General features: G+C 44.8%; 27 protein-coding genes and 1 pseudogene. 15 read left to right on the top strand and 13 right to left on the bottom strand.

The genetic code is table 11. The features are described 5' to 3' along the window. The 9 genes and pseudogenes from IEV16_RS07415 to IEV16_RS07375 form a co-directional block, all read left to right on the top strand. A partial coding sequence (locus IEV16_RS07415) for an IS30 family transposase (protein ID WP_188365052.1) occupies window positions 1-759 on the top strand: 759 nt, incomplete at its 5' end. Window positions 760-990: 231 nt separating this feature from the next. After that, entirely contained in the window at window positions 991-1,599 is a 609-nt protein-coding gene (locus tag IEV16_RS07410; RefSeq protein ID WP_188365051.1) for a nucleotidyltransferase domain-containing protein, read from the top strand. 393 nt (window positions 1,600-1,992) lie between these two features. After that, window positions 1,993-3,129, top strand: a complete 1,137-nt coding sequence (locus IEV16_RS07405; RefSeq protein ID WP_188365050.1) for a Fic family protein — start codon at window positions 1,993-1,995, stop codon at window positions 3,127-3,129. A gap of 90 nt (window positions 3,130-3,219) precedes the next feature. Continuing rightward, window positions 3,220-3,429 carry a hypothetical protein gene (locus IEV16_RS07400; RefSeq protein ID WP_188365049.1) on the top strand — a complete coding sequence of 70 codons (210 nt, stop codon included), beginning with the start codon at window positions 3,220-3,222 and terminating at the stop codon, window positions 3,427-3,429. 55 nt (window positions 3,430-3,484) lie between these two features. After that, a complete protein-coding gene (locus tag IEV16_RS07395; protein ID WP_188365048.1) occupies window positions 3,485-3,916 on the top strand; it encodes a hypothetical protein in 432 nt (143 codons plus the stop codon). Then, window positions 3,917-4,378, top strand: a complete 462-nt coding sequence (locus tag IEV16_RS07390; RefSeq protein WP_188365047.1) for a hypothetical protein — start codon at window positions 3,917-3,919, stop codon at window positions 4,376-4,378. Window positions 4,379-4,559: 181 nt separating this feature from the next. Then, a complete protein-coding gene (locus IEV16_RS07385) occupies window positions 4,560-5,096 on the top strand; it encodes an REP-associated tyrosine transposase (protein WP_188365046.1) in 537 nt (178 codons plus the stop codon). Window positions 5,097-5,510: 414 nt separating this feature from the next. Continuing rightward, window positions 5,511-5,978: pseudogene (locus IEV16_RS07380) on the top strand (RNA pyrophosphohydrolase); the annotation flags it as partial. 19 nt (window positions 5,979-5,997) lie between these two features. Beyond that, entirely contained in the window at window positions 5,998-6,897 is a 900-nt protein-coding gene (locus IEV16_RS07375; protein WP_188365044.1) for an NAD(P)-dependent oxidoreductase, read from the top strand. A 319-nt stretch (window positions 6,898-7,216) separates the two neighbouring features. On the opposite strand, the gene IEV16_RS07370 is transcribed toward IEV16_RS07375, so the two are convergent. The 6 genes from IEV16_RS07370 to pcnB form a co-directional block, all read right to left on the bottom strand. Next, window positions 7,217-7,966, bottom strand: coding sequence for a Rossmann-fold NAD(P)-binding domain-containing protein (locus IEV16_RS07370; protein ID WP_188365043.1), 750 nt, complete (start codon window positions 7,964-7,966; stop codon window positions 7,217-7,219). Next, window positions 7,967-8,536, bottom strand: coding sequence for a dCTP deaminase (dcd, locus tag IEV16_RS07365; protein ID WP_188365042.1), 570 nt, complete (start codon window positions 8,534-8,536; stop codon window positions 7,967-7,969). A 4-nt stretch (window positions 8,537-8,540) separates the two neighbouring features. Next, a complete protein-coding gene (gene apbC, locus IEV16_RS07360; RefSeq protein WP_188365041.1) occupies window positions 8,541-9,563 on the bottom strand; it encodes an iron-sulfur cluster carrier protein ApbC in 1,023 nt (340 codons plus the stop codon). Then, the gene (gene pgi / locus IEV16_RS07355) at window positions 9,556-11,112 is read right to left on the bottom strand and encodes a glucose-6-phosphate isomerase (RefSeq protein WP_188365040.1); all 1,557 of its coding nucleotides are present in this window, start codon (window positions 11,110-11,112) and stop codon (window positions 9,556-9,558) included. The genes apbC and pgi overlap by 8 nt, the downstream gene beginning before the upstream one ends. 247 nt (window positions 11,113-11,359) lie before the next feature. Then, window positions 11,360-11,896: a 2-amino-4-hydroxy-6-hydroxymethyldihydropteridine diphosphokinase gene (gene folK, locus IEV16_RS07350; RefSeq protein ID WP_188365039.1), complete on the bottom strand. Its 537-nt coding sequence runs from the start codon at window positions 11,894-11,896 to the stop codon at window positions 11,360-11,362. Then, window positions 11,883-13,151, bottom strand: coding sequence for a polynucleotide adenylyltransferase PcnB (gene pcnB, locus IEV16_RS07345; RefSeq protein WP_268234411.1), 1,269 nt, complete (start codon window positions 13,149-13,151; stop codon window positions 11,883-11,885). Before pcnB ends, folK begins: the two co-directional genes overlap by 14 nt. A gap of 67 nt (window positions 13,152-13,218) precedes the next feature. Between pcnB and fdxA the strand changes: the two genes are divergently transcribed. Further along, complete coding sequence (gene fdxA / locus IEV16_RS07340) at window positions 13,219-13,551, top strand: ferredoxin FdxA (protein WP_188365037.1); 333 nt, start codon at window positions 13,219-13,221, stop codon at window positions 13,549-13,551. Between the two features lie 92 nt (window positions 13,552-13,643). On the opposite strand, the gene IEV16_RS07335 is transcribed toward fdxA, so the two are convergent. Beyond that, on the bottom strand, window positions 13,644-14,267 hold the full coding sequence (locus IEV16_RS07335) for a hypothetical protein (protein ID WP_188365036.1): 624 nt from the start codon (window positions 14,265-14,267) through the stop codon (window positions 13,644-13,646). After that, complete coding sequence (dapA, locus tag IEV16_RS07330) at window positions 14,264-15,181, bottom strand: 4-hydroxy-tetrahydrodipicolinate synthase (protein ID WP_188365035.1); 918 nt, start codon at window positions 15,179-15,181, stop codon at window positions 14,264-14,266. Before dapA ends, IEV16_RS07335 begins: the two co-directional genes overlap by 4 nt. Before the next feature lie 56 nt (window positions 15,182-15,237). Here dapA and IEV16_RS07325 point away from each other — a divergent pair, with 56 nt between their 5' ends. The 4 genes from IEV16_RS07325 to IEV16_RS07310 all read left to right on the top strand — a co-directional run bounded on the left by IEV16_RS07325 (window position 15,238) and on the right by IEV16_RS07310 (window position 19,441). Beyond that, on the top strand, window positions 15,238-15,723 hold the full coding sequence (locus IEV16_RS07325; RefSeq protein ID WP_229728287.1) for a peroxiredoxin: 486 nt from the start codon (window positions 15,238-15,240) through the stop codon (window positions 15,721-15,723). A 104-nt stretch (window positions 15,724-15,827) separates the two neighbouring features. After that, complete coding sequence (locus IEV16_RS07320) at window positions 15,828-16,835, top strand: isocitrate dehydrogenase (protein ID WP_188365034.1); 1,008 nt, start codon at window positions 15,828-15,830, stop codon at window positions 16,833-16,835. 199 nt (window positions 16,836-17,034) lie between these two features. Then, window positions 17,035-18,201: a hybrid sensor histidine kinase/response regulator family protein gene (locus IEV16_RS07315; protein WP_188365033.1), complete on the top strand. Its 1,167-nt coding sequence runs from the start codon at window positions 17,035-17,037 to the stop codon at window positions 18,199-18,201. A gap of 163 nt (window positions 18,202-18,364) precedes the next feature. After that, window positions 18,365-19,441, top strand: a complete 1,077-nt coding sequence (locus IEV16_RS07310) for an AI-2E family transporter (RefSeq protein WP_188365032.1) — start codon at window positions 18,365-18,367, stop codon at window positions 19,439-19,441. On the opposite strand, the gene grxC is transcribed toward IEV16_RS07310, so the two are convergent. Genes grxC through IEV16_RS07285 form a run of 5 tightly spaced genes read right to left on the bottom strand, consistent with a single transcriptional unit; the run spans window position 19,430 to window position 20,859 of the window. Next, window positions 19,430-19,684: a glutaredoxin 3 gene (gene grxC, locus IEV16_RS07305; RefSeq protein ID WP_188365031.1), complete on the bottom strand. Its 255-nt coding sequence runs from the start codon at window positions 19,682-19,684 to the stop codon at window positions 19,430-19,432. The genes IEV16_RS07310 and grxC overlap by 12 nt on opposite strands. Window positions 19,685-19,692: 8 nt before the next feature. Continuing rightward, complete coding sequence (locus IEV16_RS07300; RefSeq protein WP_188365030.1) at window positions 19,693-20,001, bottom strand: TusE/DsrC/DsvC family sulfur relay protein; 309 nt, start codon at window positions 19,999-20,001, stop codon at window positions 19,693-19,695. Beyond that, the gene (locus IEV16_RS07295) at window positions 19,992-20,264 is read right to left on the bottom strand and encodes a hypothetical protein (RefSeq protein WP_188365029.1); all 273 of its coding nucleotides are present in this window, start codon (window positions 20,262-20,264) and stop codon (window positions 19,992-19,994) included. The genes IEV16_RS07300 and IEV16_RS07295 overlap by 10 nt, the downstream gene beginning before the upstream one ends. Continuing rightward, entirely contained in the window at window positions 20,261-20,539 is a 279-nt protein-coding gene (locus IEV16_RS07290; RefSeq protein ID WP_188365028.1) for a hypothetical protein, read from the bottom strand. The genes IEV16_RS07295 and IEV16_RS07290 overlap by 4 nt, the downstream gene beginning before the upstream one ends. Further along, window positions 20,539-20,859 (bottom strand): DsrE family protein, encoded by a 321-nt coding sequence (locus IEV16_RS07285; RefSeq protein ID WP_188365027.1) that lies wholly within the window; start codon window positions 20,857-20,859, stop codon window positions 20,539-20,541. Before IEV16_RS07285 ends, IEV16_RS07290 begins: the two co-directional genes overlap by 1 nt. Before the next feature lie 80 nt (window positions 20,860-20,939). Here IEV16_RS07285 and IEV16_RS07280 point away from each other — a divergent pair, with 80 nt between their 5' ends. Continuing rightward, window positions 20,940-22,412, top strand: coding sequence for a M48 family metalloprotease (locus tag IEV16_RS07280; protein ID WP_188365026.1), 1,473 nt, complete (start codon window positions 20,940-20,942; stop codon window positions 22,410-22,412). Window positions 22,413-22,445 lie beyond the last annotated feature (33 nt).

Here is a 22,445-nt window from a genome sequence, read left to right as displayed (position 1 = left end):
CAGTCTCGCAAACGCAAAGGCAACAAGCAGATTACCCCTTTTGGCTTTGCCTATATCAGCTATCTGGTTGAACAAGATTGGTCACCTGAACAAATCAATGGTCGGCTTAAGATCATGGGTTGGATTGATGTACCAAGCGTTGAACGTATTTACTTGTTTATCTATGCTGACAAAAAAGACGGTGGCGAGCTTTATACTCACCTTCGTTGTCAAAAGAAACGCCGCAAACGTTATGCGTCAGGCCAACAAAGACGTGGACAGATCGTTGATAGACGTGATATTGATGAACGTCCTGCTGTTGTTGATGAGCGCAGCAGGTTCGGTGACTTTGAGGGAGACACCGTAGTGGGCAACAAACACAAAGGCGTGCTACTTACCTTTGCTGATCGCAAAACCCGCTTATGCGTTATTAGAGCCCACAAAAACCGACGTGCAGGACTGATAGCCAGCAGTAGTATTAAAGCTCTTAAATCTTTTAATGTTCACACTGTTACTTACGACAACGGTAAAGAGTTTGCTAGACACAATGAGGTGGCACAAGCTTTGAATATTGATGTTTACTTTGCTAAACCCTATGCTTCATGGCAACGGGGAACCAATGAAAATATGAACGGACTCATCAGACAATATTTGCCAAAATCTGTTCGTTTAGATGACGTGACTATAGAACAAACGCAGTTTATTGAGGAGCGTTTGAATAACAGACCGAGAAAAGTCCTTGGCTACCAAACACCCCTTGAAGTATTATCTAGATGTTAGCCCGTTGCACTTGCAACTGGAATCCACCATAATAAGTAAGCAGACCATGAAAATAATACGGGACAGGCACTAATTGAAGGTAAATAAAGGGGTCAGTACCCTTTAAGCAGAATAAAACAATCAGGAAACAATCAGGGACAGGCATCAAATCAGACTAAGTTAACAAAATATCAGAATATATCTATTGAAAAGTCCCAAAAAGGGTCTTATAGTACCCATATTGGGTCTTTTATGAAATCTAATCATTTAAACATTGGCGAAGCTTTGTTTACCAAAACTCAACAGAAGGTTTTGGGGATTTTGTATGGGCAAACGGAAAAAAGCTTTTATTTCAATGAACTCGTTAATCTGGTGGATATGGGGAAAGGCACGGTTAGGCGTGAATTAGATAAATTAACGGCGGCCGGATTGTTAACTGTGCGTAAGCAGGGCAATCAAATGCATTTTCAGGCTAATTCTGACAATCCCATTTTTCATGAATTAAAAGGCATTGTTATAAAAACCTTTGGGGTTGTGGGCAGTGTCGAATCTGCCTTAGAAAATATTCTGCCAGATGTTAAGTATGCTTTTATTTATGGTTCAGTGGCTAAGGGTCGCGATCATGCTGAAAGTGACATTGATTTAATGATTGTCGCTGAGGATTTAAGCTATGCAAATGTGATGGCGACTTTATCCGAAGCCGAACAGCAATTGGGTCGAACTATCAATCCCACCATTTACACGCCGGATGAATTTCAGACACGAATAAATGAAAATCAACATTTCATCACACAAGTCCTGTCGCATGAAATTTTATGGATAAAAGGCGAAGCGCAATTTAATCAGGATTACGCGGCTTAAGTTTCATGGAGATATTAGACAATTTAGTCAAAACCGGACAGCTACACAAGGAGCCTTTTAATCAGTCTGAATTTGATGGGATGATAAAAACCGCAATAATAAAATAAAGGATGCCCAATGGAATGATTTATCGATGGACAGTCAGTTTTTACTGTCTTACGGGGCTGCTCATGCGTTATCGCTGGCTGCTTAGCAGCTTTCCTGAAAAAGTCAGCCAATTAAAATAGTAATAAATGGGCTGAGCCCATCCTGCAGTGATTATTTCACAAAATAGACAAAATATGAAATAAAGCAACTCACTATTTAATAAAAATGCCAAAAACTTAAATAGCGATGGTGGTTAATTAAAAAAAATTGTAAGATATTAAATAGCATACAAGCTTATTTAATAGTATGAAACAATTTAAAGCAGGACACTGGATAAAGCAAAAAGATTACAAAAGCTTTCAGCCGGAATTTATTCATCGTTTTTGGTTAATTGATGACATGGAGGTTTTAAAGCTACTTTCTCAGGCAGATCGTCAGCTGGGTCGTTTGGATATGTTTTCTGAACATGTGCCCAATATCGATATGTTCATCAGTATGCATGTTGTTAAAGAGGCCACACAAAGTAATAAAATTGAAGGTACGCAGACCAATATTGAAGAGGCTTTGATGTCCCGTGAAGACATAGATTTAGACAAGCGCGATGATTGGGATGAGGTCATCAATTACATTTCGGCGATGAACCAAGCCATTCAATCCTTAGAAAAAGTGCCTTTTTCTACTCGATTGATAAAACAAACGCATCAAACCTTGTTACAAGGTGTGCGAGGTAAACATAAATTACCTGGTGAATTCAGGCGATCACAAAACTGGATTGGTGGGGCGACATTAAATGATGCCACTTTTATACCGCCAGTCAGTGCATCCATCGGTGAATTGATGGGTGATTTGGAAAATTTTGTGCATTCTGAAGAGTATTACTTGCCCGATTTGTTGAAAGTGGCTTTGATGCATTACCAGTTTGAAACCATTCACCCATTTTTAGACGGTAATGGTCGTGTGGGTAGGTTGTTGATCACTTTGTATTTGGTTGAGAAGGGTATTCTTAAGCAACCGGTTTTGTACTTGTCTGATTTTTTTGAACAGCACCGAGATTTATATTATGACAATTTGATGCGCGTGAGAACGCATGATGACATCAAGCAGTGGTTTAAATTTTTCCTCACTGGTGTTATTGAAACTGCACGAAAAGGTGTTGAAACATTTGATCGCATTCTTTTATTAAAATCTCAGTTAGAAAAAGATGTGAATGAAAAAAGTAAGCGCAGTGCACAGATTATCAAAGTGTTAGATTCATTGTATAAAAGACCAATTACCAATGCACAAATGATTGCTGAATTAATTGATACATCATTGGTTACGGCCTATAAAATTGTGGAAGAAATGGAACGGTTGAAAATATTGCGAGAAATCACCGGAGAGAAAAGGGGTAAAATGTACTTGTTTCATGATTACATTCGACTGTTCAAGGATGACCGTCAATGACCACCCAATCCGAACAAACCCTCGAAAACAATCTGATTAAGCATTTGGCCGGGCTGGGTTTGGAGTATGGATCATCATGGAGTAATCGATATGGGACAAGCACATCATTATTTCATTGCCGAGAAGTTCGAATCCGTTATCGGCGATTTCCTTTTTACCAACCGCCAACCCATGCGCGAAGACGTCATCAACATGATGAAAACCCGGCCCAAACTCAAAGAACGCGCCACCACCGCTGAACGCCTGATCCAGAAAGTCACGCACTATGTGGATACTTTTGTGAGTGGGATGGGTGGGTGATAAAAAAACCTGATATAGGTATTGTTTAATTCAAAGAGACTATAGGTAATTAAATGTGAGCAAATATATTAATAAACCTAATTGGTTGATGGCATGGTTATATTGTTTATGTGCTCATGTGATTTTTTCATTTGTTTTTATGCTAATTACTAATCTTGATAAAATTTTTGAATTAAAACTTTACGGGAATATGGTCACGGTTTTTATATTTGGGTTAGTATTTGTAATGCCATTTTTATTAATATTGCATTTTTCTTCTTTTCTGCTGATTAAGATGATGAAGTTTAGTAAAACTAAAATTGTTATCATTGGGTTTATACTTGGGTTACTCATTGGTTTAGATTATTCAGGCTTTGATTATGATTTGTCAGAGGGTTTGGTTAATGAATTAAAAAACATAAGACCAATTTTTTACATCAGCGTTGTATATGGGGCTTTGTTAGGATTTGTATTTTTAAAAGGATTGTATAGGTCTAGGAGTGGTTGAGTGAAGTTAATGAAGTTAAATTCGGTTAAAATGCTAACGCCTGAAAAAGTTACAAACTTACCCCTTAACTGGAAGAAAGGATGGATTTACGTTTTAATTTTAACCGTGGCTTTTTCTGCTTGTCTTACCCTGTTTAATAATTTGGTTTTAGGGAAGAGAGAACCCTTCTATGCATTAGAAGCGGTATTAGTTATTTGTTCTTTACTAACATTTTTTAGCGTGTTATTGCTTAATATCGTTGCCTGTTTTAAATTCAAATCATCCGGTAAAAGGAAAATAGTTTTATTAATTTGTGGATTAATTATTAGTATTTTATTGGGGGTTATTTTCTCTGAAGTGTTTAATAAAAAGCCAGCTTCGCTATTAAATTTAATTGAGAAATTGTGGCCATGGTTTTGGGTATGTTTAACGTATGGTTTATTTTGCACATACTTATTTATAATAGGTATTAATGATAAATAGAAAAGTAGGATGGGCTCCGCCCATCAAATGATTACAGTGGTTCGTAAAATTGGGCAGTATGATGAGCAGAGCTCATCCTACAATATAATTTTAAGGTTTTGATTTTGAAATAAAGCTTCAATTTTCGATGGGCGAAGCCCATCCTACGCAATGAATGAGGGTGATATGCTAAAATCTATATATGCCAAACTTCAGAAGGGTTTTTGTAGAAAACAGCTGTGTATTTATCACGGTGGCTATCAATAACCGAAAACGTGCACTTTTGTCAGAATATATGGCTGAATTCAAGTTAGCTTTAAAAACGGTTAAAAATCAGGTTCATTTTAAGGTACACGCCATTGCGGTTATGCCAGAGCATTTTCATATGATTATTAGACCACGATACATAGTTGATTACCCGAAGATGGTGTCACTAATCAAAATAAAATTTTCAAAAAGCTTACCACAGGATTTAAAAACTGAATTGTCAAAAGAGGTGTCAATAAGCAAAATAAATAAAAGAGAAAGTGGTGTATGGCAAAGGCGGTTCTATGAGCACACCATTCGGGATGAGTTAGAGTTAAACCATTTAACTGACTATATTCACTTTAATCCGGTTAAACATGGATTAGTGGACAAGCCTTGTGAGTGGTCACATTCATCATTTATGCGATTTGTTGAAAATGGGTTTTATGATTTAAATTGGTGTGATTTTACTGAGTTGAAGGATTATCATTAGGTTTTGATGGGCGGAGCCCATCTTACTATACTGGGTTATCGGATCAAATCCGATAACGTTGCATCAGGATTTTTTTTGATTTGCGTTAGCGTTAGGAGGTCCTCGGGTCAAGCCCGAGGATGACGTGGGGATGTTTTTAAGTTATCGCGATAAGGTCAGTAGATTATTCGTCTCATCCTTGAGACTCACCCTAAAGAGTTTACATGAAAAATATTTCGGGAAAATATTTTCATGTAACCCGAAGGGCAGATAACTTGGACGTTATTTGTAAAATTCTTTCCAGAAGAATTTTTCTCGGATCAAGCACGAGGATAACAGCTTGATTTTTATTCGATTAGGGAAGCTGTTAACTTTTGCTTGTGCCGGGGGGGATTTTTTGAAACAATGAATGCAGTTTAAATATTTTTTATCATCATGTTAGATCGAGATGGTTTTCGCCCCAATGTGGGTATCATCTTGCTTGATGATGACGGACAGGTTTTTTGGGCTAAGCGGACGCGGGGGTCCGGTTGGCAATTTCCTCAAGGCGGAATAAACAAAGATGAAACCGCTGAGGAAGCCATGTTCAGGGAATTATATGAGGAAATTGGTTTGAAACCGAAGCATGTGGATGTGCTCGGGTGTACACCAGAATGGTTGCATTACCAGTTGCCCAAAAAATTTATGAAGAAGGATTCTGATCCTGCGTTCGTTGGTCAAAAGCAAGTGTATTATTTGCTCAGGCTTCTTGAGGATGAGTCAAAGGTTGATTTTAATTGCACCTCTTCGCCGGAGTTTCAGTGTTATCGTTGGGTGGACTTTTGGTACCCAGCGCATAATGTCATTCATTTTAAACGGAAAGTCTATCAACGGGCTTTGCGGCATCTGGCACCATTGGCGAAGCTTTAAGCAGGTCATTTTTATGGGTATTGCACTGATTATTACCGATCGACCGAGTGACGGTCTGGCGCAGTTGTTGCGGCAGTTTTTGCCGGATGTGTCGGTGCAAGTGTGGCCGGATATTACCGATCCGGATGCGGTGACGTTGGCGGTGCTGTGGCAACACCCGGCGGGCGTGACTGACAATTTTCCCAACTTAAAAGCGGTGACTTCTCTGGGTGCCGGTATGGATCATATCATCGCCGATCAAGCCATTGATGCGCGTTATCAGCAACTGCGGGTGATGACCTTGTCGTTACAGCAGCGCATGGCACAGTATGTGCTGGCGTATGTGCTGCAGGACTGGCGCAACCTCACTAACTACCGGCAGCAACAAAAGCAACATCAGTGGCAGGTGCTGGAAACCGATGCCAGTCCCACCGTGGGTTTTTTGGGTCTGGGCGCCCTGGGCGAGTTTGTGGCGGATCGGTGTCGCGATTTGGGTTTTAACACCGTGGCCTGGACCCGGAGCCAGCAACACCCGGCGCATCCCTGCTTTCAAGGCCGGTCGGGTTTGAAAAAAGTCTGCCAGGCCAGTGACTATCTGGTGGTGCTGGTGCCGCTCAATCAAGACACCCGCGAGGTGATTAACCGGGAAACCTTATCCTGGTGTCAGCCGCATACAGTGCTCATCAATGTGGGTCGTGGCGGTCATGTGCATGAACAGGATTTAATCGCTGCGTTGGATAACAAGGTCATACGGCATGCGGTGCTGGATGTGTTTGTCGAGGAGCCTTTGCCTGAGGCGCATCCTTTTTGGACCCATGAGAAAATTACGGTGACGCCGCATATTTCAGCGCGTTCCGATGATAACCAGACGGCGGCGGTGATTGTGGATTATTACCGGGCGGTCAGCCAAAGTGATTTTGACGAAGAGGAATAGGGCAGGTTCAAAGGGCAGTAGGAAGCCTACCTGCATACCGGTGTTTTATTCTGCAAGTTAAGGTCTAAAGATACTGGGTACCGGCCTGGGACGGTACGGAATCATCCAGAGGTTAACTAATTTTTTTACCACAGAGATCGCAAAGGTTTTCTCAAAGGTCACAATGTCGTTTTTTAATCTTCTTTCTTTGTGAACTTTGTGTGTTCTTGGTGTTCTTTGTGGTTGAACTTTATTTTGATAGCGTGAGATTATTCTCAAAGACGCTGGGTACCGGCCTGCGCCGGTATTGCGCTAAGATGCTTCGCATCTGTGCCTTATTTTAGTCTTCGATTTGCCAAATATCGCTTTTGAAGGAATAGTTCAGTTCGTTGGTTAAACGCCGGGTGTCGACGGTTTTTCCGGGGCTGTCATCGTGGCCGATTTCAGGGGTGGGCAGACCGATGGATTGGGCCATTTTCGGGTAATATTCACCTTTGGCCGGATGTTCATTATGGCAAGCATTCACGGTGGTGCCGGTTATTTGTTGTTCAATCAGATGCTCGAAAACGCCGATGGCATCTTGTAAAGGCAGTAAATTCACCGGTGCTTTGGGTGAAGGGATGGCTTTGTTTTGGAAAAAACGCCCCGGATGGCGACCGGGGCCGATTAAACCGCCGCAGCGAATCACGGTTGTTTTTGGGTACTTTTGCAGACATTGTTCAATCAAATACAGGGGATGGTCGGTTTTGATATCGGGGCTGTCTTCTCCATGGGTTTTTCCATCATTGGGGTAAACCGAGGTTGATGAAGTGAATAATACCGGTATGTCAGGGTGGTTTTTGAGTTGATTCATTAATTGCCGGTGGGCGTTCAGGTCTTTGCTGGTGGTGGCGATAATCAGGCAATCAATGTCAGCTAAGCGCGCGAAGTCATCGCCCATGTTGTAAATTAAACAATCAAAGCCCTGCTGAATAAGTTCTTGTTGTTTGTCTTTATGGCGGGTGGTAAGGGTAAGCCGGTATTGGTTTTGCCAGGCTCGCGCCATGGCCTGCGCCAGCCAGCCACTGCCGATGATGCCAAGGTGTTTCATTTAGGTTTTCGGTAAAGTGACGCCGCGTTGGCCCTGGTATTTACCGGCGCGGTCTTTATAGGATACGGCACAGACTTCATCGGACTGAAAAAACAAAAACTGCGCCACGCCTTCGCCGGCGTATATTTTTGCCGGTAAGGGTGTGGTGTTGGAAAATTCCAGGGTCACATGGCCTTCCCATTCAGGCTCCAGCGGGGTGACATTAACGATGATACCGCAGCGGGCATAGGTGGATTTGCCTAAACAAATGGTCAGAATATCGCGCGGGATTTTTAAATATTCCACGGTGCGCGCCAGACAAAAGGAATTCGGCGGGATAATACAGACATCGGATTTAACATCCACAAAACTCTGCGAATCAAAGTTTTTGGGGTCAACTACCGCTGAATTGATGTTATGAAAAATCTTAAACTCATCAGCGCAACGCACATCATAGCCGTAACTCGAAGTGCCGTAGGAAATCAGGCGTTCGCCCGCGGCATTGGTTTTCACCTGACCCGGTTCGAAGGGGCTGATGAGGTCGTGTTGTTCTGCCATGCGGCGAATCCAGTGGTCTGATTTGATACTCATAAGGTTATTGTGTGTTCAATTTAAGGCTGAAGCCGGATTTCAGCAGCAGCGGTTTTTTGGCCAGGTTCTGGGCGGTGCGCAGGGCAATTATCTGACCCAAATCTGCGTGGGCTTTTTTCTTGCTCCACACCGCCGCCGGTTTACCGGCGTCCATGTTTTCTCGAATGGTGATGTTCAGCGGTACTTGCCCGAGTAAATCGATATTAAATTCTTCGGCCATTTTGGCACCGCCATGTTGACCGAACAGCGGGGTTTCATGACCGCAGTTGTCACAGATAAAGGTGCTCATGTTTTCAATCACGCCCAGAACCGGGATCTCAACTTTGTTAAACATGGCCAGGGCTTTTTGCGCATCCAACAGGGAAATATCCTGTGGGGTGGTGACAATCACCGCTGCGGTGACCGGAATTTTCTGAATCATGGTGAGCTGTATATCGCCGGTTCCCGGTGGTAAGTCCATTATCAGGTAATCCAGATCATGCCAGCGGGTGTCGCCAATCAGTTGCATCAGGGCTTTGGTAACCATGGCGCCGCGCCAGATGGCGGGGTCTTTTTCATCCAGAATATAGCCCAGTGACATGCTCTGAATACCATCGGCATCCACCGGCAGAAAGGATTTGTTATCCGGGGTTTCGGGTTTTTGGCGCTGGCCCAGCATTTTCGGGATACTGGGGCCGTAAATATCTGCATCCAAAATACCCACGGTGGCGCCTAAGTTTTGCAAGCCTTTGGCCAGCATCACGCTCATGGTGGATTTACCAACGCCGCCTTTGCCCGAGGCCACGGCGATGATGTTTTTAACGCCTTGAATGGGTTCGATGTCTTTTTTTATCTGGTGGCTGCGAATACTGGTTTTGGCTTTGACTTTTTTGCGGCCTAAGATTTCGGCCAGTTGTTTTTGGTATTGTTTCTTAAATGGTTTAATCGGATAACGAAATTCAACGTCTTTGGAATCATCATTTAAAGCGATGGATGCCCCAATCATCTGGTCGCTGATGGGGTCTTTAAGTCGGGCTAAGTCAGTCATGTTTCGGCTCCTTGGTTTTGGGATTGACTTGATTGATCAATGCCTTAGTAGATGGGTCCAGATTAAGCTGATTTAAAGAGTCATTGGCAACGCAGTCCTGAATATCGCGGGCCAGGGATTTACCAAGCTCCACACCGGGCTGATCAAAACAGTTAATATCCCAGATCACTGATTGGGTATAGACCATGTGTTCATACATGGCCAGCAATTCACCGATGGCCCGGGCATCCATGCGTTTCATGAGTAAGGTGGTGCTGGGCTTGTTGCCGGGACAGCCGGCCATGGTGTTGTCTTCTTCTTTACCCTGCATTAACGCCGCCCCTTGTGCCAGCATGTTGTACAGCAAAAACTGTTGGTTCGGGCTGTCATCCACCACCCCGATAAAATCCAGTGGCAGGGCATCGAGGCCCTGGTGAAAAGCCTGAAAAAAAGCGTGCTGAGATAATTGACCGTGGTCGCCGAACACCCATGGCGCGGTGGGGTATTGAATCACATCCCCCCGGTTGCTGTGCATTTTGCCGGTGCTTTCCATCATTAGCTGTTGCAGCCATTGGGGCAAACAGCGCAAGCGGGCATCATAAGGCAAACAGGCATAGGCGGACAGTTGCATATAATTGCGGTACCACACCGACATGAGGGCCATCATCACCGGCAGGTTACGTGACCAGGGTGTTTGTTTATAATGCACATCCATTTGATGCGCACCTTCGAGCAGCTGTTTAAAAGCGGTTTGTCCGGCAGCCATCACAATCGGAAAGCCAATCGCTGACCACAGGGAAAAACGACCGCCGATGCTGTCATCAAAATTCAGAATCATGTCATCGGGAATGCCCAGCCGGCGGGCTTTGTCAGTGTGGGCGGTGATGGCCATTAACGATGACTGTCCGGGCTGCGGTCGGTAGCCTGAGCGTGATTTTAATTTGCGCTCAATGGCCCCTGCATTCATCAGCGTTTCAACGGTACCAAAACTTTTGGAACTGATACAAAACAGGCAATGCTCAATGTCGATGGTGTTAAAAAGCTGATTAATCAGCGAATCATCAACGCTGGCGGTAAAGTGAACCGGAATGCGGCTTTCACTTTGCAGTTCGGTTAAAGCTTCCACCACCAGCCGGGGGCCGAGGTAAGAACCGCCGATGCCCACATTAACCCATTGTTTTACCGGTTTACCAAAGGCGGTTTTGATGTCGCCGCGTTCAATCCGGTCCGCCAGATCACACATGGCTTTTAAATTGCGGTGATAATTGGGGTGGTTGGGATCGCGCAGGGTGGTGTGGCCGGCCGCAGATTGTTCGGTGCTGTTAACCACTTCGCCATTAAATAATTTATCGATGGCTTCTTTCAGTCGGCAACTGTCGGCCAGGCGTTGCAGTTGTTCAATCACATCAGCATCAACCCAGTTTTTGGACAGGTCCAGATACAAGGCATCGGTTTCGTAGATGAATTGGCGGTGACGATTGGGGTTATGCGACCAAAGTTGTCGTAAATCTCTGATGTGAGGTGAAGCCGCGGCGCGGGTTAACAGCCGCTGCAATGATGGATCATGCATAATTGACGTGTGGGCGAGTAATCAGTGGAGATTTTAGCAGATGCGCAAAAAAAAACCCATCCAAATGTGGATGGGTTAAATACGATATTTTACTTTTGTGCCCTGGTTTTGTCTTGGAGTTTGAAATGATTTACTCTAAAACTGAAACCAATGTTACGCTAAAATTGGCAACAATGCAACAGTCTTTTTGCTTTTTGTTTAAAAAATACAACAAAATTTGCTGATTGTGGCAAAAATACAACATTTTTCAGGGGCTGCGGTGACAAATTTGCCGGATTTTGTGTGTTTCAAGCCAATGCCGCTGAGACCGGAGGTGTTTGCAAAGGTTTTTTCGGATGGTTATTTTCTGTGCCGTGGTTCGGGGTAAACATTCCGGGTCACAATCAAGCAACGGTCGGAGCACAAAGCAACGCCGGGGCATATCTGGGTGTGGCAGTTGTAATGACGCGCGCCTGAAAGGTTGGCGGGAATAATAGAGAATATCGATATCGATACATCGGCTGTGCCAGCGTTTGTTGCGTTGGCGACCCATTAAGCGGTATTCGATTCGTTTGATGCACTTAAGCAGGTGCATGGGGGTTAAGGTTGTTTGTATCGCGATGACTGTGTTGATAAAGTCCGGTTGCTCGGTAAAACCCCAGGCCTCAGTGCGGTAACGCGGCGCCAGCTGCACAATGTGTGTGCCTGGCAAGTGGTTGATGTGTCCGATGGCTTTTGTGAGTTGTCTGTGGGGGCGGTCGCGGTTGCTGCCAAGACCCAGATAAGCCCGATTAGGGTGCGTCATGAACCGCTAAGCGGTAATTGATTCCGCGTTTTTTGCGTTTTCCGAAAATCAGGCTTTTCACATTTTCAGGCGGCATGTTCTGAATGTTGGTCCAGAAGTCAGCCTGTTTATTTAATTGAGCGTCAATCTCATTACGCAGCAACAAAAAATCATAACCGGCGCGAAATCTGGGGTGGTGCAGGGTTGAATAAACCCCTTTGCCGAACATTTTTTTAAAGCGCAATTGTAATATCCACATTTGTCGGATGCCGTTTTGAATCGCGCGCGGTATCATCAGGCTTTTTTGCTGTTGACTGAGCACCTGACCGGCAGCGAGGTGCAGCGCATCGTGCGGTGGTTTGCCCTGGCTTCTGAGTTTTTCATAAAGCTCAATGCATGGTGGCCACAAGACACAGGCGGTGAGGAAAACCGGGGTCACCGAGAGGCCTTGCTTGAGCCTTTGGTCGGTGTTGCTGAAGGCGTGCATCATCAGGTTGTGCCAGTTGGGATCCTGTAAATAATCCACCGCCGTTGGAAACAGGATTTTAAACAAATCCAGGTCCATCAGTTTTTGATAAGCTTCCATCATGTTGCCACAGTGAAACATCTTAACCGTTTCGTCAAACAGCCGGGCAATCGGTACCTGATGCAGCAGGTGCCGGTGTGCGGTGATTTGGTGGGCCATTTCGGTGGGTAAGGTCAGACCCAGTTTGGCTTCAAAGCGAACCGCTCTGAGCATTCTGACAGGATCTTCAATAAACCGCTGATCAGCCTGGCCAATGAGTTTTAAGACGCCACGTTCCAGATCTTCAACGCCGCCAACAAAATCCAACACCTCACGTGAGTCGATGTTGTAATACAGCGCATTACAACTAAAATCGCGCCGGATGGCGTCCTGTTCAATGCTGCCATAAACATTGTCCCGAATGATGCGGCCTTTTTTTAACACCCGATCACCGCTGTCATCACCCCGAAAAGTGGCAATTTCATAAACCTGATTGCCCATGTAAATATGCGCCAGACGAAAACGGCGGCCGATCAGGCGACACTGGCCTTTAAACACCTTTTTGACATCTTCGGGGGTGGCGTCGGTGGCAATGTCAAAATCCTTGGGGTGCAAACCCAGCAATAAATCACGCACCGCACCACCAACCAGGTAAGCTTCATAACCGGCTTCAGTGAGTTTTCGAATTATTTTCTTGGTGGCTTTATTTATTTCGCCATGCGGCAAATGATGTTGGTCAGGGCGATATATAAGCGGCTGATGATTTAGCAAGTTGGGTGGTTTCGTTATAGTGGCTTATAGTATAATTGTGTTTTTGATTAAATCAAGGAGCCATTGAATGACTTTTGTCGTCACCGAAGCCTGTATCAAGTGCAAATACACCGATTGTGTTGAAGTTTGCCCGGTGGATTGTTTTCACGAAGGCCCTAACTTTTTAGTGATTGATCCTGAAGAGTGTATTGATTGTACGCTGTGTGAACCCGAATGTCCTGTGGATGCGATTTTTCCGGAGGATGACTTGCCGGTGGGCCAGGAAAAATTTCTTGAAATAAATGCTGAATTATCGCCCAAATGGCCGGTGATTACGGCCATGATAGACCCGCCTGAAGATGCCGATGAATGGGCGCAGGTTGAAGATAAAATTGATTTACTTGACCGCGGTGATGAATAAATTGTTCGGCTGATAAATAAACGGCCGAAAGTTCTTGTCCTGTTGATAAGGAATTGGCCAATACCGCCGTCACACCAATACTTGAGGCAGCTTTATTGGGTGGCGGCGGTAAACAACTGATTGAATAAGTCATCCACCACAAACGCAGACGGTGTTTTAAAGTCCAGGGTCTGAACCCAGATTTGTTGTTTTTGCGGTAATTTCAAACAGGTCAGTACATATTGGCCGGAGCGGTCGATGTAACTGCTTTTGAAAGTAAACAGCTTTTTAAAAAAGCCCTGATCTTCAACAGTTTGGTTAATCGGGTCATCATAATACAAAGTAATTTGACAGTCTTCTTCGTTGCTTTCTAAGGCGTACCAGTGGGCACCCAGATCTTCATTCATTAATTGCCAGGCATCTTTGTCGTTATAGATTTCCATGGTGGGCACGCCATCGGCATCAATAATTACCACATTTTCATCGGCGCTGCGGCGTTTGGCAAACGCCATTTCAGGTGGTCTGACTGAATCAATGGACAGAGGTTTAAAGGTGTCGTTTTGTATGTCGGGGATGGCCAGTTGGCCGGTGTCCTGAGGTAAATCCAGGCCGTCAACCGCTTTTAAAGCATGGGTTTGTTCGGCTTCTAAGTAGGGTTCTTCCTTGATGAAACGACCACAACTGTTAAGAAGGATCAAAATAACGATAATCATGATGCTGCGTCGTTTTATTTTCATGGTTGTGTAAACTCCTGTTCAATGGCCTGTGTAAATTGTTTTTGCTGTGTCCGGCTAAGTGACATCAGTTGTAACGGCGGACGGATGCCGGATGATAGCATTTTTGCGGCGTGCATGACAGCTTTAATCGGACCCGGATTGGGTTCTTGTGCCAGCAGTTGGTACAAAGGCTGTAAGGATTGATCCAGTTGACACGCCTTGTTTATGTCACCCAGGGCGAGGGCATGACAGATTTGTTTCAAGGTCCTGGGGCGAACGTTGGCTGCGACGCTGATGACCCCCGCGGCACCATGTTGCATGGCCCGGCAAAAACTCTCATCATCGCCGGAAAGAACAACAAATCCATCGATTTTGGCCAACGCTGTTATTCGTTCCATATCGGCCTTGGCTTCTTTAATGCCCAGAATATTCGGGTGTTTGGCTAAGGCCTGTGTGGTTTTAGTCTGTAAATCATTGCCGGTTCTGGTCGGTACATTATAAAGTAAAACGGGTAGCGGGCTGGTATCGGCAATGTCCCAAAAATGATCTCGCAGTGCACTTTGGGTTAAGCGTAAATAATAGGGCGTCACGACCAGAACCAGATCAGCGCCACAAGCGGCCGCCTGTTTGTTATTGGCCATCACTTGCCGGGGTGAAATGGCACCGGTGCCGGCCACCATGAGCGTCTCTGTGTTGGCGCAACGCTGTGCTGCTATAGACCAGAGCTGCTCTGTTTCTGCCGTACTTAATAAGGCTGATTCGCCGGTGGTGCCGGCAATAATGACAGCGGGTGTTTTTATATTAATATGCCAGTCGAGCAATTTTTGATATTCTAGCCAATCAATTTCACCCTCGGCATTCATGGGTGTTACCAAAGCCACCATGGCACCGGCTAAGGCTGATATTTTAAATGTTGTTTGTGGTTTTTGATTCATTAAAACTTGTACTTTACGGTTAAAAGCCCATAATTATAGGGTGTTTTTTACTGAATATGAATGAAACCATGCTAAAAATTGAAGACAAGATTATGCAACATCCTGTGCACTTAACCCACGGTGCCACTGCCTCGTTATCTCAACTGGTTGACGATTACCTGTGTGTGTTTTTCTATCCGCGAGCCAATACCCCGGGCTGCAGTCAGGAAAGTCAGGATTTCAGCAGCCATTATGAAGACTTTAAGGCCTTAAACTGTGAGGTTGTCGGGGTCTCAGCGGACAGTTTAAAAAAGCAACAAAATTTTAAAGAAAAATTCGACATGCCTTTTGAGTTGGTGGCTGACACCGAGGAAACCTTATGTCGCGCTTTTGATGTGATTAAAGAAAAAAATATGTACGGGAAAAAGTTTATGGGCATAGAACGCAGTACTTTTATTATCAATCAAAAAGGCGATGTTATGCTGTCCTGGCGTAAAGTTAAGGTCAAAGATCACGCTGAAGACGTCTTAGAGCAAGTGAAGCAGTTGACAGACGAAAGCTAAAGATTCTCTGAAAACCAATTGACAGTCCGTGATAAGCGGTGAAAAACAGCCGCTGATTGGTTATAATCTGCGGCCACTAAATTAACAACACATCAGGACACAACATGACGCAAAAAATCATTGTTATCAAAGGAGACGGCATCGGGCCGGAAATTATGGATGCCACATTGGCTGTATTGGATGCACTCAAATTAGATTTTCAATATGATTTTAAAGAAGCCGGGCTTGCCGCACTGGATAACCAGGGTGATTTGCTCCCGCAAAACACACTCGACGCCATAACCGAAACCGGCGTTTGTTTAAAAGGCCCGTTGACCACACCGGTTGGTAAGGGCTTTAGTTCCATTAATGTGGCCATGCGTCGTTATTTTAAATTATTCGCCAACGTCAGACCGGTGATCACTTTTCCGGGCACCAAGGCACGCTATGAAAACATAGACATCTTAACCGTACGGGAAAACACCGAGGGGGCTTATTTAAGCGAGGGTCAGACCATTAACGAAGAGCGCACCATCGCTGAATCTAAAATTGTGGTGACGCGAGAAGCTTCACAAAATATTGTCCGCTATGCTTTTGAACTGGCACGCAAAGCCGGTCGAAAAAAAGTTACGGCGGTGCACAAAGCCAATATTATGAAAACCACTTCGGGTTTGTTTCTCGAAGTGGCCCAGGAAATGGCTAAAGAATACCCCGATATTCAGTTTAATACCCTGATTGTTGACAATGCCTGCATGCAACTGGTGATGAATCCTGAAAAATTTGACGTGATTGTGACCACCAATCTGTTTGGCGACATCATTTCCGACTTGTGCGCCGGTTTGGTGGGTGGTCTGGGTCTGGCACCGGGTGCCAATATCGGTCAGGACGTGGCCATGTTTGAGGCGGTGCACGGATCTGCGCCGGATATTGCCGGCCAAAAAATCGCCAATCCGACCGCATTGATTCTGGCAGCGGCCATGATGGTTGAGCATTTGGGACACGTTCAACAGGCCAATCGTATCCGGCAGGCAGTTCAAGACACCATCCGAGCAGGTGATCATTTAACCGGTGATATGGGCGGCCGGGCCAAGACCGCAGAATACGCCAATGCCGTCATCAGTCGTCTGTCATAGAAGGGCTGCTGTGAGGCTTTCCTTGAGTTCGGATGTGTCAGAATCTGTCCTATTTGGTCACATTGTTGTGAAATTACAACATTCGATGGAAAAACACTGATTTTTTACGGTAAATGACCGCATCTGAATTGACTTTATGTTGTTTTTTTGCCAAAATTCACCGTATTAAACCATTAAATTTGCGTTAAACGCCCTATTGATGAAAGTAGTTTTAACCTTAATTGTTGCATTGTTGCTGCCGGCTCAGGCCGTTATTGCGTCCTCTGTGAGCCCGCAGTCGTCAATCGCAATTATGGATCTGGGTCATTGGCGCAATGACATTGCCGCGCGTATTTACCCCAATTTTTACCGCGAGCTCAACACCACATCAACACCTGACTTTTCTCAGGCGGTGAGTTTTGCCGGTGCTAAATTCTATTATTCTCAAGATCGACTTAGCGACCTCGGCGATTTAATGTCCGGCAAATCCTATTTTTTCACCTTTGATTACGAAAAATCTTTCCTGCGTCCTTCGAGTTTTAGTGACCAGGCATTTGAATTTGACCAGATGGTGTTTACGGACCGTGAAATGTACAGTCGCCGGATTTTCGCCCCCGGCGTGGCTTTTCAGTTATCAGAGCAGTCTCAGTTTAATTTTGCCGTTTTATTTGCTCAGCAGAATTATTCGGACATGAATTTCCTGGCTTCGTCGATTCTGACTTACAGTCAGCTGGACTTGTATCCGGTCAGTTACACAGAAACCAGTAATGGTCTGGGTGTTAATCTGGGTTTGAGCCATCGATTGACCGGCTGGTTGTCTTTAGAAACCCATTTTCAGTCTAAAATTGATATGGACGGATTTAGTCAGCTGTTGGGTGTGCAGGCCGATCCGGCAGACTTTGATATACCGGCCAGTGTGGATGTGGCGGTTAATTTTCAGGTCAGCCCGCGTAACAGTTTTCAGCTGATTGCCAGGCATAATTATTACAGTGATGTGAACGCCTTTGTGTCGCGTTCTTATCCCGATATTTTCCTGACATTTTTAAATGATATGGAAAGTCCTGAATTTAAATGGGCCGACCAAACCGTATTTGCTCTGGGTTACAGCCACACCTTTAAGCAGGGAACAGAATTTAATATCGAATACACCGGTCGGCAACAGCCGCCGGCTACGGATGATGACTTAACCACCATTTTGAAAGCTATTTCAGCTGATTACAGTGTCCGGGTGGGTGTCAGTACCCCGATTTTAGGTGGTCAGCTTGATTTGTATGCCAGTTATGCGCCACAGCCACTTAATTTTGGTCGCACCGATTTTGGCCGAGTCAGCAGTGCTTTTGAGGGCCGTCATACCGAAGCGGTGCTCACCTGGTTAAAAACCTTCTAATTCCCTTGTTCCTGATTGTGCCATGATGTTAGCGGTCTGCTGTTGCTGGCTGTCAACAATACGCCAATGATGTGACTGTGTATCCAATTACGATGGTTGATTGGCCTTCTAAAAGTAACCAATTTCCGTGGATTAAACCCAAAACTGCCTTATAATTCGGCGTATGAATGTATTCACAAATTGGTTTAAAAGAAATTTCTCTGACCCGCAAATTGTCATTCTGACCATGGCTTTGGTGGTCAGTTTTGTGTTTATTATTTATTTTGGCCGTGCGCTGGCACCTTTTCTGGCCAGTATTGTGGTGGCCTATTTGCTGGAAAGTGTTATTGTGCGTCTGGAAAAACTGAAAGTGCCGCGGGTGGTGGCGGTCACGGTGGTTTTTTTGGTTTTTGTGGCGGTGATGTTTATCCTGCTGGTGTGGATGGTACCCAAGCTGATTACCCAGGTGACTCAGTTGGTTCAGGCTTTGCCCAATTACTTTTCAACCGGTTTAGATTTTCTTCGCACACTGCCTGAAAAGTATCCGCAGCTTATCCAGCCTGATCAGGTTCAAAGCCTTATTTCCAAAGTTACCGCAGAGGTGACTGTTTTGGGTCAGCAAATGCTGGGCAAAACGGTGTCATCGGTATTCAGTGCTTTTTCGATTGCGGTGTTTTTGGTGGTGATGCCGATTCTGGTGTTTTTTTTGTTGAAAGACAAACAGCAAATTCTCAGCTGGCTGCGTCAATTTATTCCCCGTGATTCTAAATTAACACTGTCGGTGTGGCATGAAGTGGATGTGCAGATTGGCAATTATGTGCGGGGAAAAGCCTTTGAAATACTGTTGGTGGGTTTAATCACCTACATTGTTTTCGTTTTTCTGGATTTGGAATATGCCATATTACTCGCCACTTTAACGGGGTTTTCCGTGCTGGTGCCCTTTATCGGTGCAGTGGCGGTGACCTTTCCGATTGCGCTGGTGGCTTTTGTGCAGTTTGGCTGGACGGCGCCTTTTGCCTATGTCATGATTTCCTACGGTGTCATTCAGGTATTGGATGGCAACGCTTTGGTTCCCTGGTTATTTTCTGAGGTAAATAACCTGCACCCGGTGGCAATCATCGTTGCGGTGTTATTTTTCGGCGGTGTGTGGGGTTTCTGGGGTGTGTTTTTTGCCATTCCTTTGGCCACCCTGGTGAATGCCATTATCCAATCCTGGCCGCGTACCTTGGTGGCCACCGAGTCTGAGCCACTAAACCAGTAATTCCTGAAGCGTGTTGTTTCTGACTCGGGCGCTTAAATCATCAAATCCCCCCACATGGGTGCCGTTGATAAAAATCTGAGGCACCGAGGTGCGACCGCTTTTTTCTATCATTATGGCCCGTTGTTCGGGGTTTTTATCAACCAAAACTTCCGTAAAACGGAGGTTTTTAGTTTTTAACAGGTTTTTGGCTGCCACACAGTAGGGGCAAACCTGGGTGCTGTAAACGATGATTTCGTTGCTCATAATTATTTTTACATACAATGTTTGGGTTTCGGTAAGCCGGCATATTTACTACACAGCCTCACGGGACCGTCTGGAAACAAGCGGTACAGATAGCGTGAATCTATGGAATCATCAAGCTGCTGACGCAATACCTTAATCAACAAACGCATGGGCGGCGTGTCACCGGTTTCTTCAAAAATGGCCCGCACCGCTAAGATAATCTGTTCATGTTGTTTTGTCAATTTCAGATTATCGGTTTGTGCCAATTGGTTTGCCACCTGAAGATTCCATGCCTCTTTGTCTATTAAGTGGCCGTTTTTATCGAGAATTATTTCCATGTGTGGGTTTTGTCATGTTGTTCAATCAGCGTCAGCCATTGGTCATAATCTATGGGGTGCATTGGGCTATTGTGGTTATGAGCAGATTTTTGACTGAGCCAATAGATTGGTATTTTCAAGTGTACTAACGGATCCAGAAACCGGTTTGGGTTCAGGTGTTGGGGACAGCCGTATATCACCAGTGAATCACCCGTCCGTAGGAGGTGAATTCTTTTTGCAAAGTGGTTTTCGTTATGCCAGCGGTACTGGTGTAATACGCTCATGCGATAAAATCCGCTTGGTCGGTGAGTTGAGTCAATAAGCTATCAGCTTCAGAACAACTCAGTTCGGACAGTTGTATAAATTCCTGTGCACCGTAAAGCTGCAGGGCTTGCCATTTTTTGTAAAGTTGCGGTTGTCGGCTTAAAACACGTTCACTGTGATCATGGAAAACAATGTCAACCCTGTAATCAAAGTTCAGACAAGCTAATATTAATAAATGGCTTTGCTCTAACCGATCTTGGCTGCTGTCTGCAAAAATGTGAAATAAGCACCGCATCAGATGATTTCTATAACTCGGTCTGATTGTTGCATACAGTTAATCCACGGCGCCATACCTGTGACAGAGAAATGATTGTGACAAGCTGTTTCGTTCAGCTGCCACTGGTCTATCATGGTTCTGCAAATCCACAAATCACAGCTATTCAGTTTATTCCAGCGTTGTTGCATGGAGGTGTCTTGAATAATTTTCGCGGCTGAGCCAAAGAAAAACACCGCCTTTATCTGATGGGTTTTTAAGGCGGCCAAAGCCAGATGACGCGCATGTTCAACGGCTTGTTGCCAATCTTCGCTGGGGTTGATTAAAAAACAAAGGCGCATATTTACTAACAAATGATGAAATGACTTTAATGAAAATGAATTTAAGCGTAAATTAACAGTCTGAATTATACAATATGACCATGAAATTTGTTTTAACCATCTATCTGTTTGTCAGCTTGTGGCATCCGATGACTTATGCGCAGGTGAAATTGCCGGATTTGGGCAATTCATCAGATGCGGTTATGTCTGAGGATGATGAAGCGCGTTACCGCAAAGAAATTAAGCAGCAAATGTATGCTTACCAGATGATTATGACGGATCCGGTTGTGGCGTCGTATATCTATCACCTGGGATACCGTTTGGCGGCTCATTCTGATAAACCGACCCAAAGCTTTGATTTTTTTGTGGTGCCGGCTGATGTGATTAATGCGTCAGCTTATCCCGGCGGTTTAATAGTGGTTTACTCGGGTTTGATTTTAGAAACAGACTCGGAAAGTGAACTGGCTGGGGTTGTTGCACATGAAATTGCGCATGTTAGTCAGCGCCATATTTCGCGAATGATTGCCAAACAACAAAAGGCCACCATCCCCATCATGTTAGGGATGTTGGCTGCCGCTGCTGCCGCGAGTGCCGGCGGCAGCGGCGATGCACCGATTGCTATAGCCTCTTCAATGACCGGCTTACAACAACAGCTGGCCATTAATTTTACCCGTTACCATGAATATGAAGCCGATCGGGTCGGTATTAACACCTTATATAAGGCTGATTTTGACCCACAAGGTATGGCCGGGTTTTTTGCGAAATTAATGACCAAAAACCGTGTTGATCCGCGCTATCAATTGCCCGAATACTTACGCACCCACCCATTGTCGGTTAATCGTGTTACTGAAGCCAAAAATCGCAGTAAAAACCTAGCCCCCAAAACCGTTAAAGAATCAAGTATGTATGCTTTTGTCAAGGAGCGTTTACGGGTTTTGACAGCCGGTGAGTTTGATGGTTTAAAGGCTTATTATGCAGACGCAAAGGACGGATCAAACGCATCGGCCGCCTATTTATACGGGCGTGCTTTGCACCAATACCGAAACAATGATTATAAAGCTTCATTAGCAACCATTGAAAAAATTAAAACTGATTCAGAAACTGACGTTCTGGTCAAAATACTCAAAGCCCAAAATATCTCTCGAGTCGATACAGAACAGGGTAAAAAATACCTGGACCAGTTAATCAATCAATACCCGGATAATAATTTGGTTTTGGAGGAAACGGCACAAATATTCATGCACTTTGAAGATTTGGACAGTCAGGACAAGGCCATCAGCCAACTGCGTAAACTGAGCTATCAATACCCGGAAAATCCACATTATCAGGACTTGTTATCGATTGCCTATTACAACGCCATGAAACCGGTTGCTGCCGGTCAGGCCATGGCCAGGCGATCCCATCTGCTGGGGCAGAATTATCAGGCGGTCAGAATTCTCAAGAACCTTCGCAAAGACCGGCCATTGGATTTCTATGAAACGGCAAAAATAGATGCTCAGATTAATGCCTATGAACCCCTCATAACTGATGAAGAGCGGCGTCGGGAACAAAGCCCCAATTATCCGGGCAGATAAGCCTTAATGCAGCTCTTTACCCTTTGTTTTCGG

This window comes from Marinicella pacifica, assembly GCF_014636635.1.
GTDB classification, from domain to species: Bacteria; Pseudomonadota; Gammaproteobacteria; order Xanthomonadales; family Marinicellaceae; genus Marinicella; species Marinicella pacifica.
This window is presented reverse-complemented; position numbering and strand designations above follow the sequence as displayed.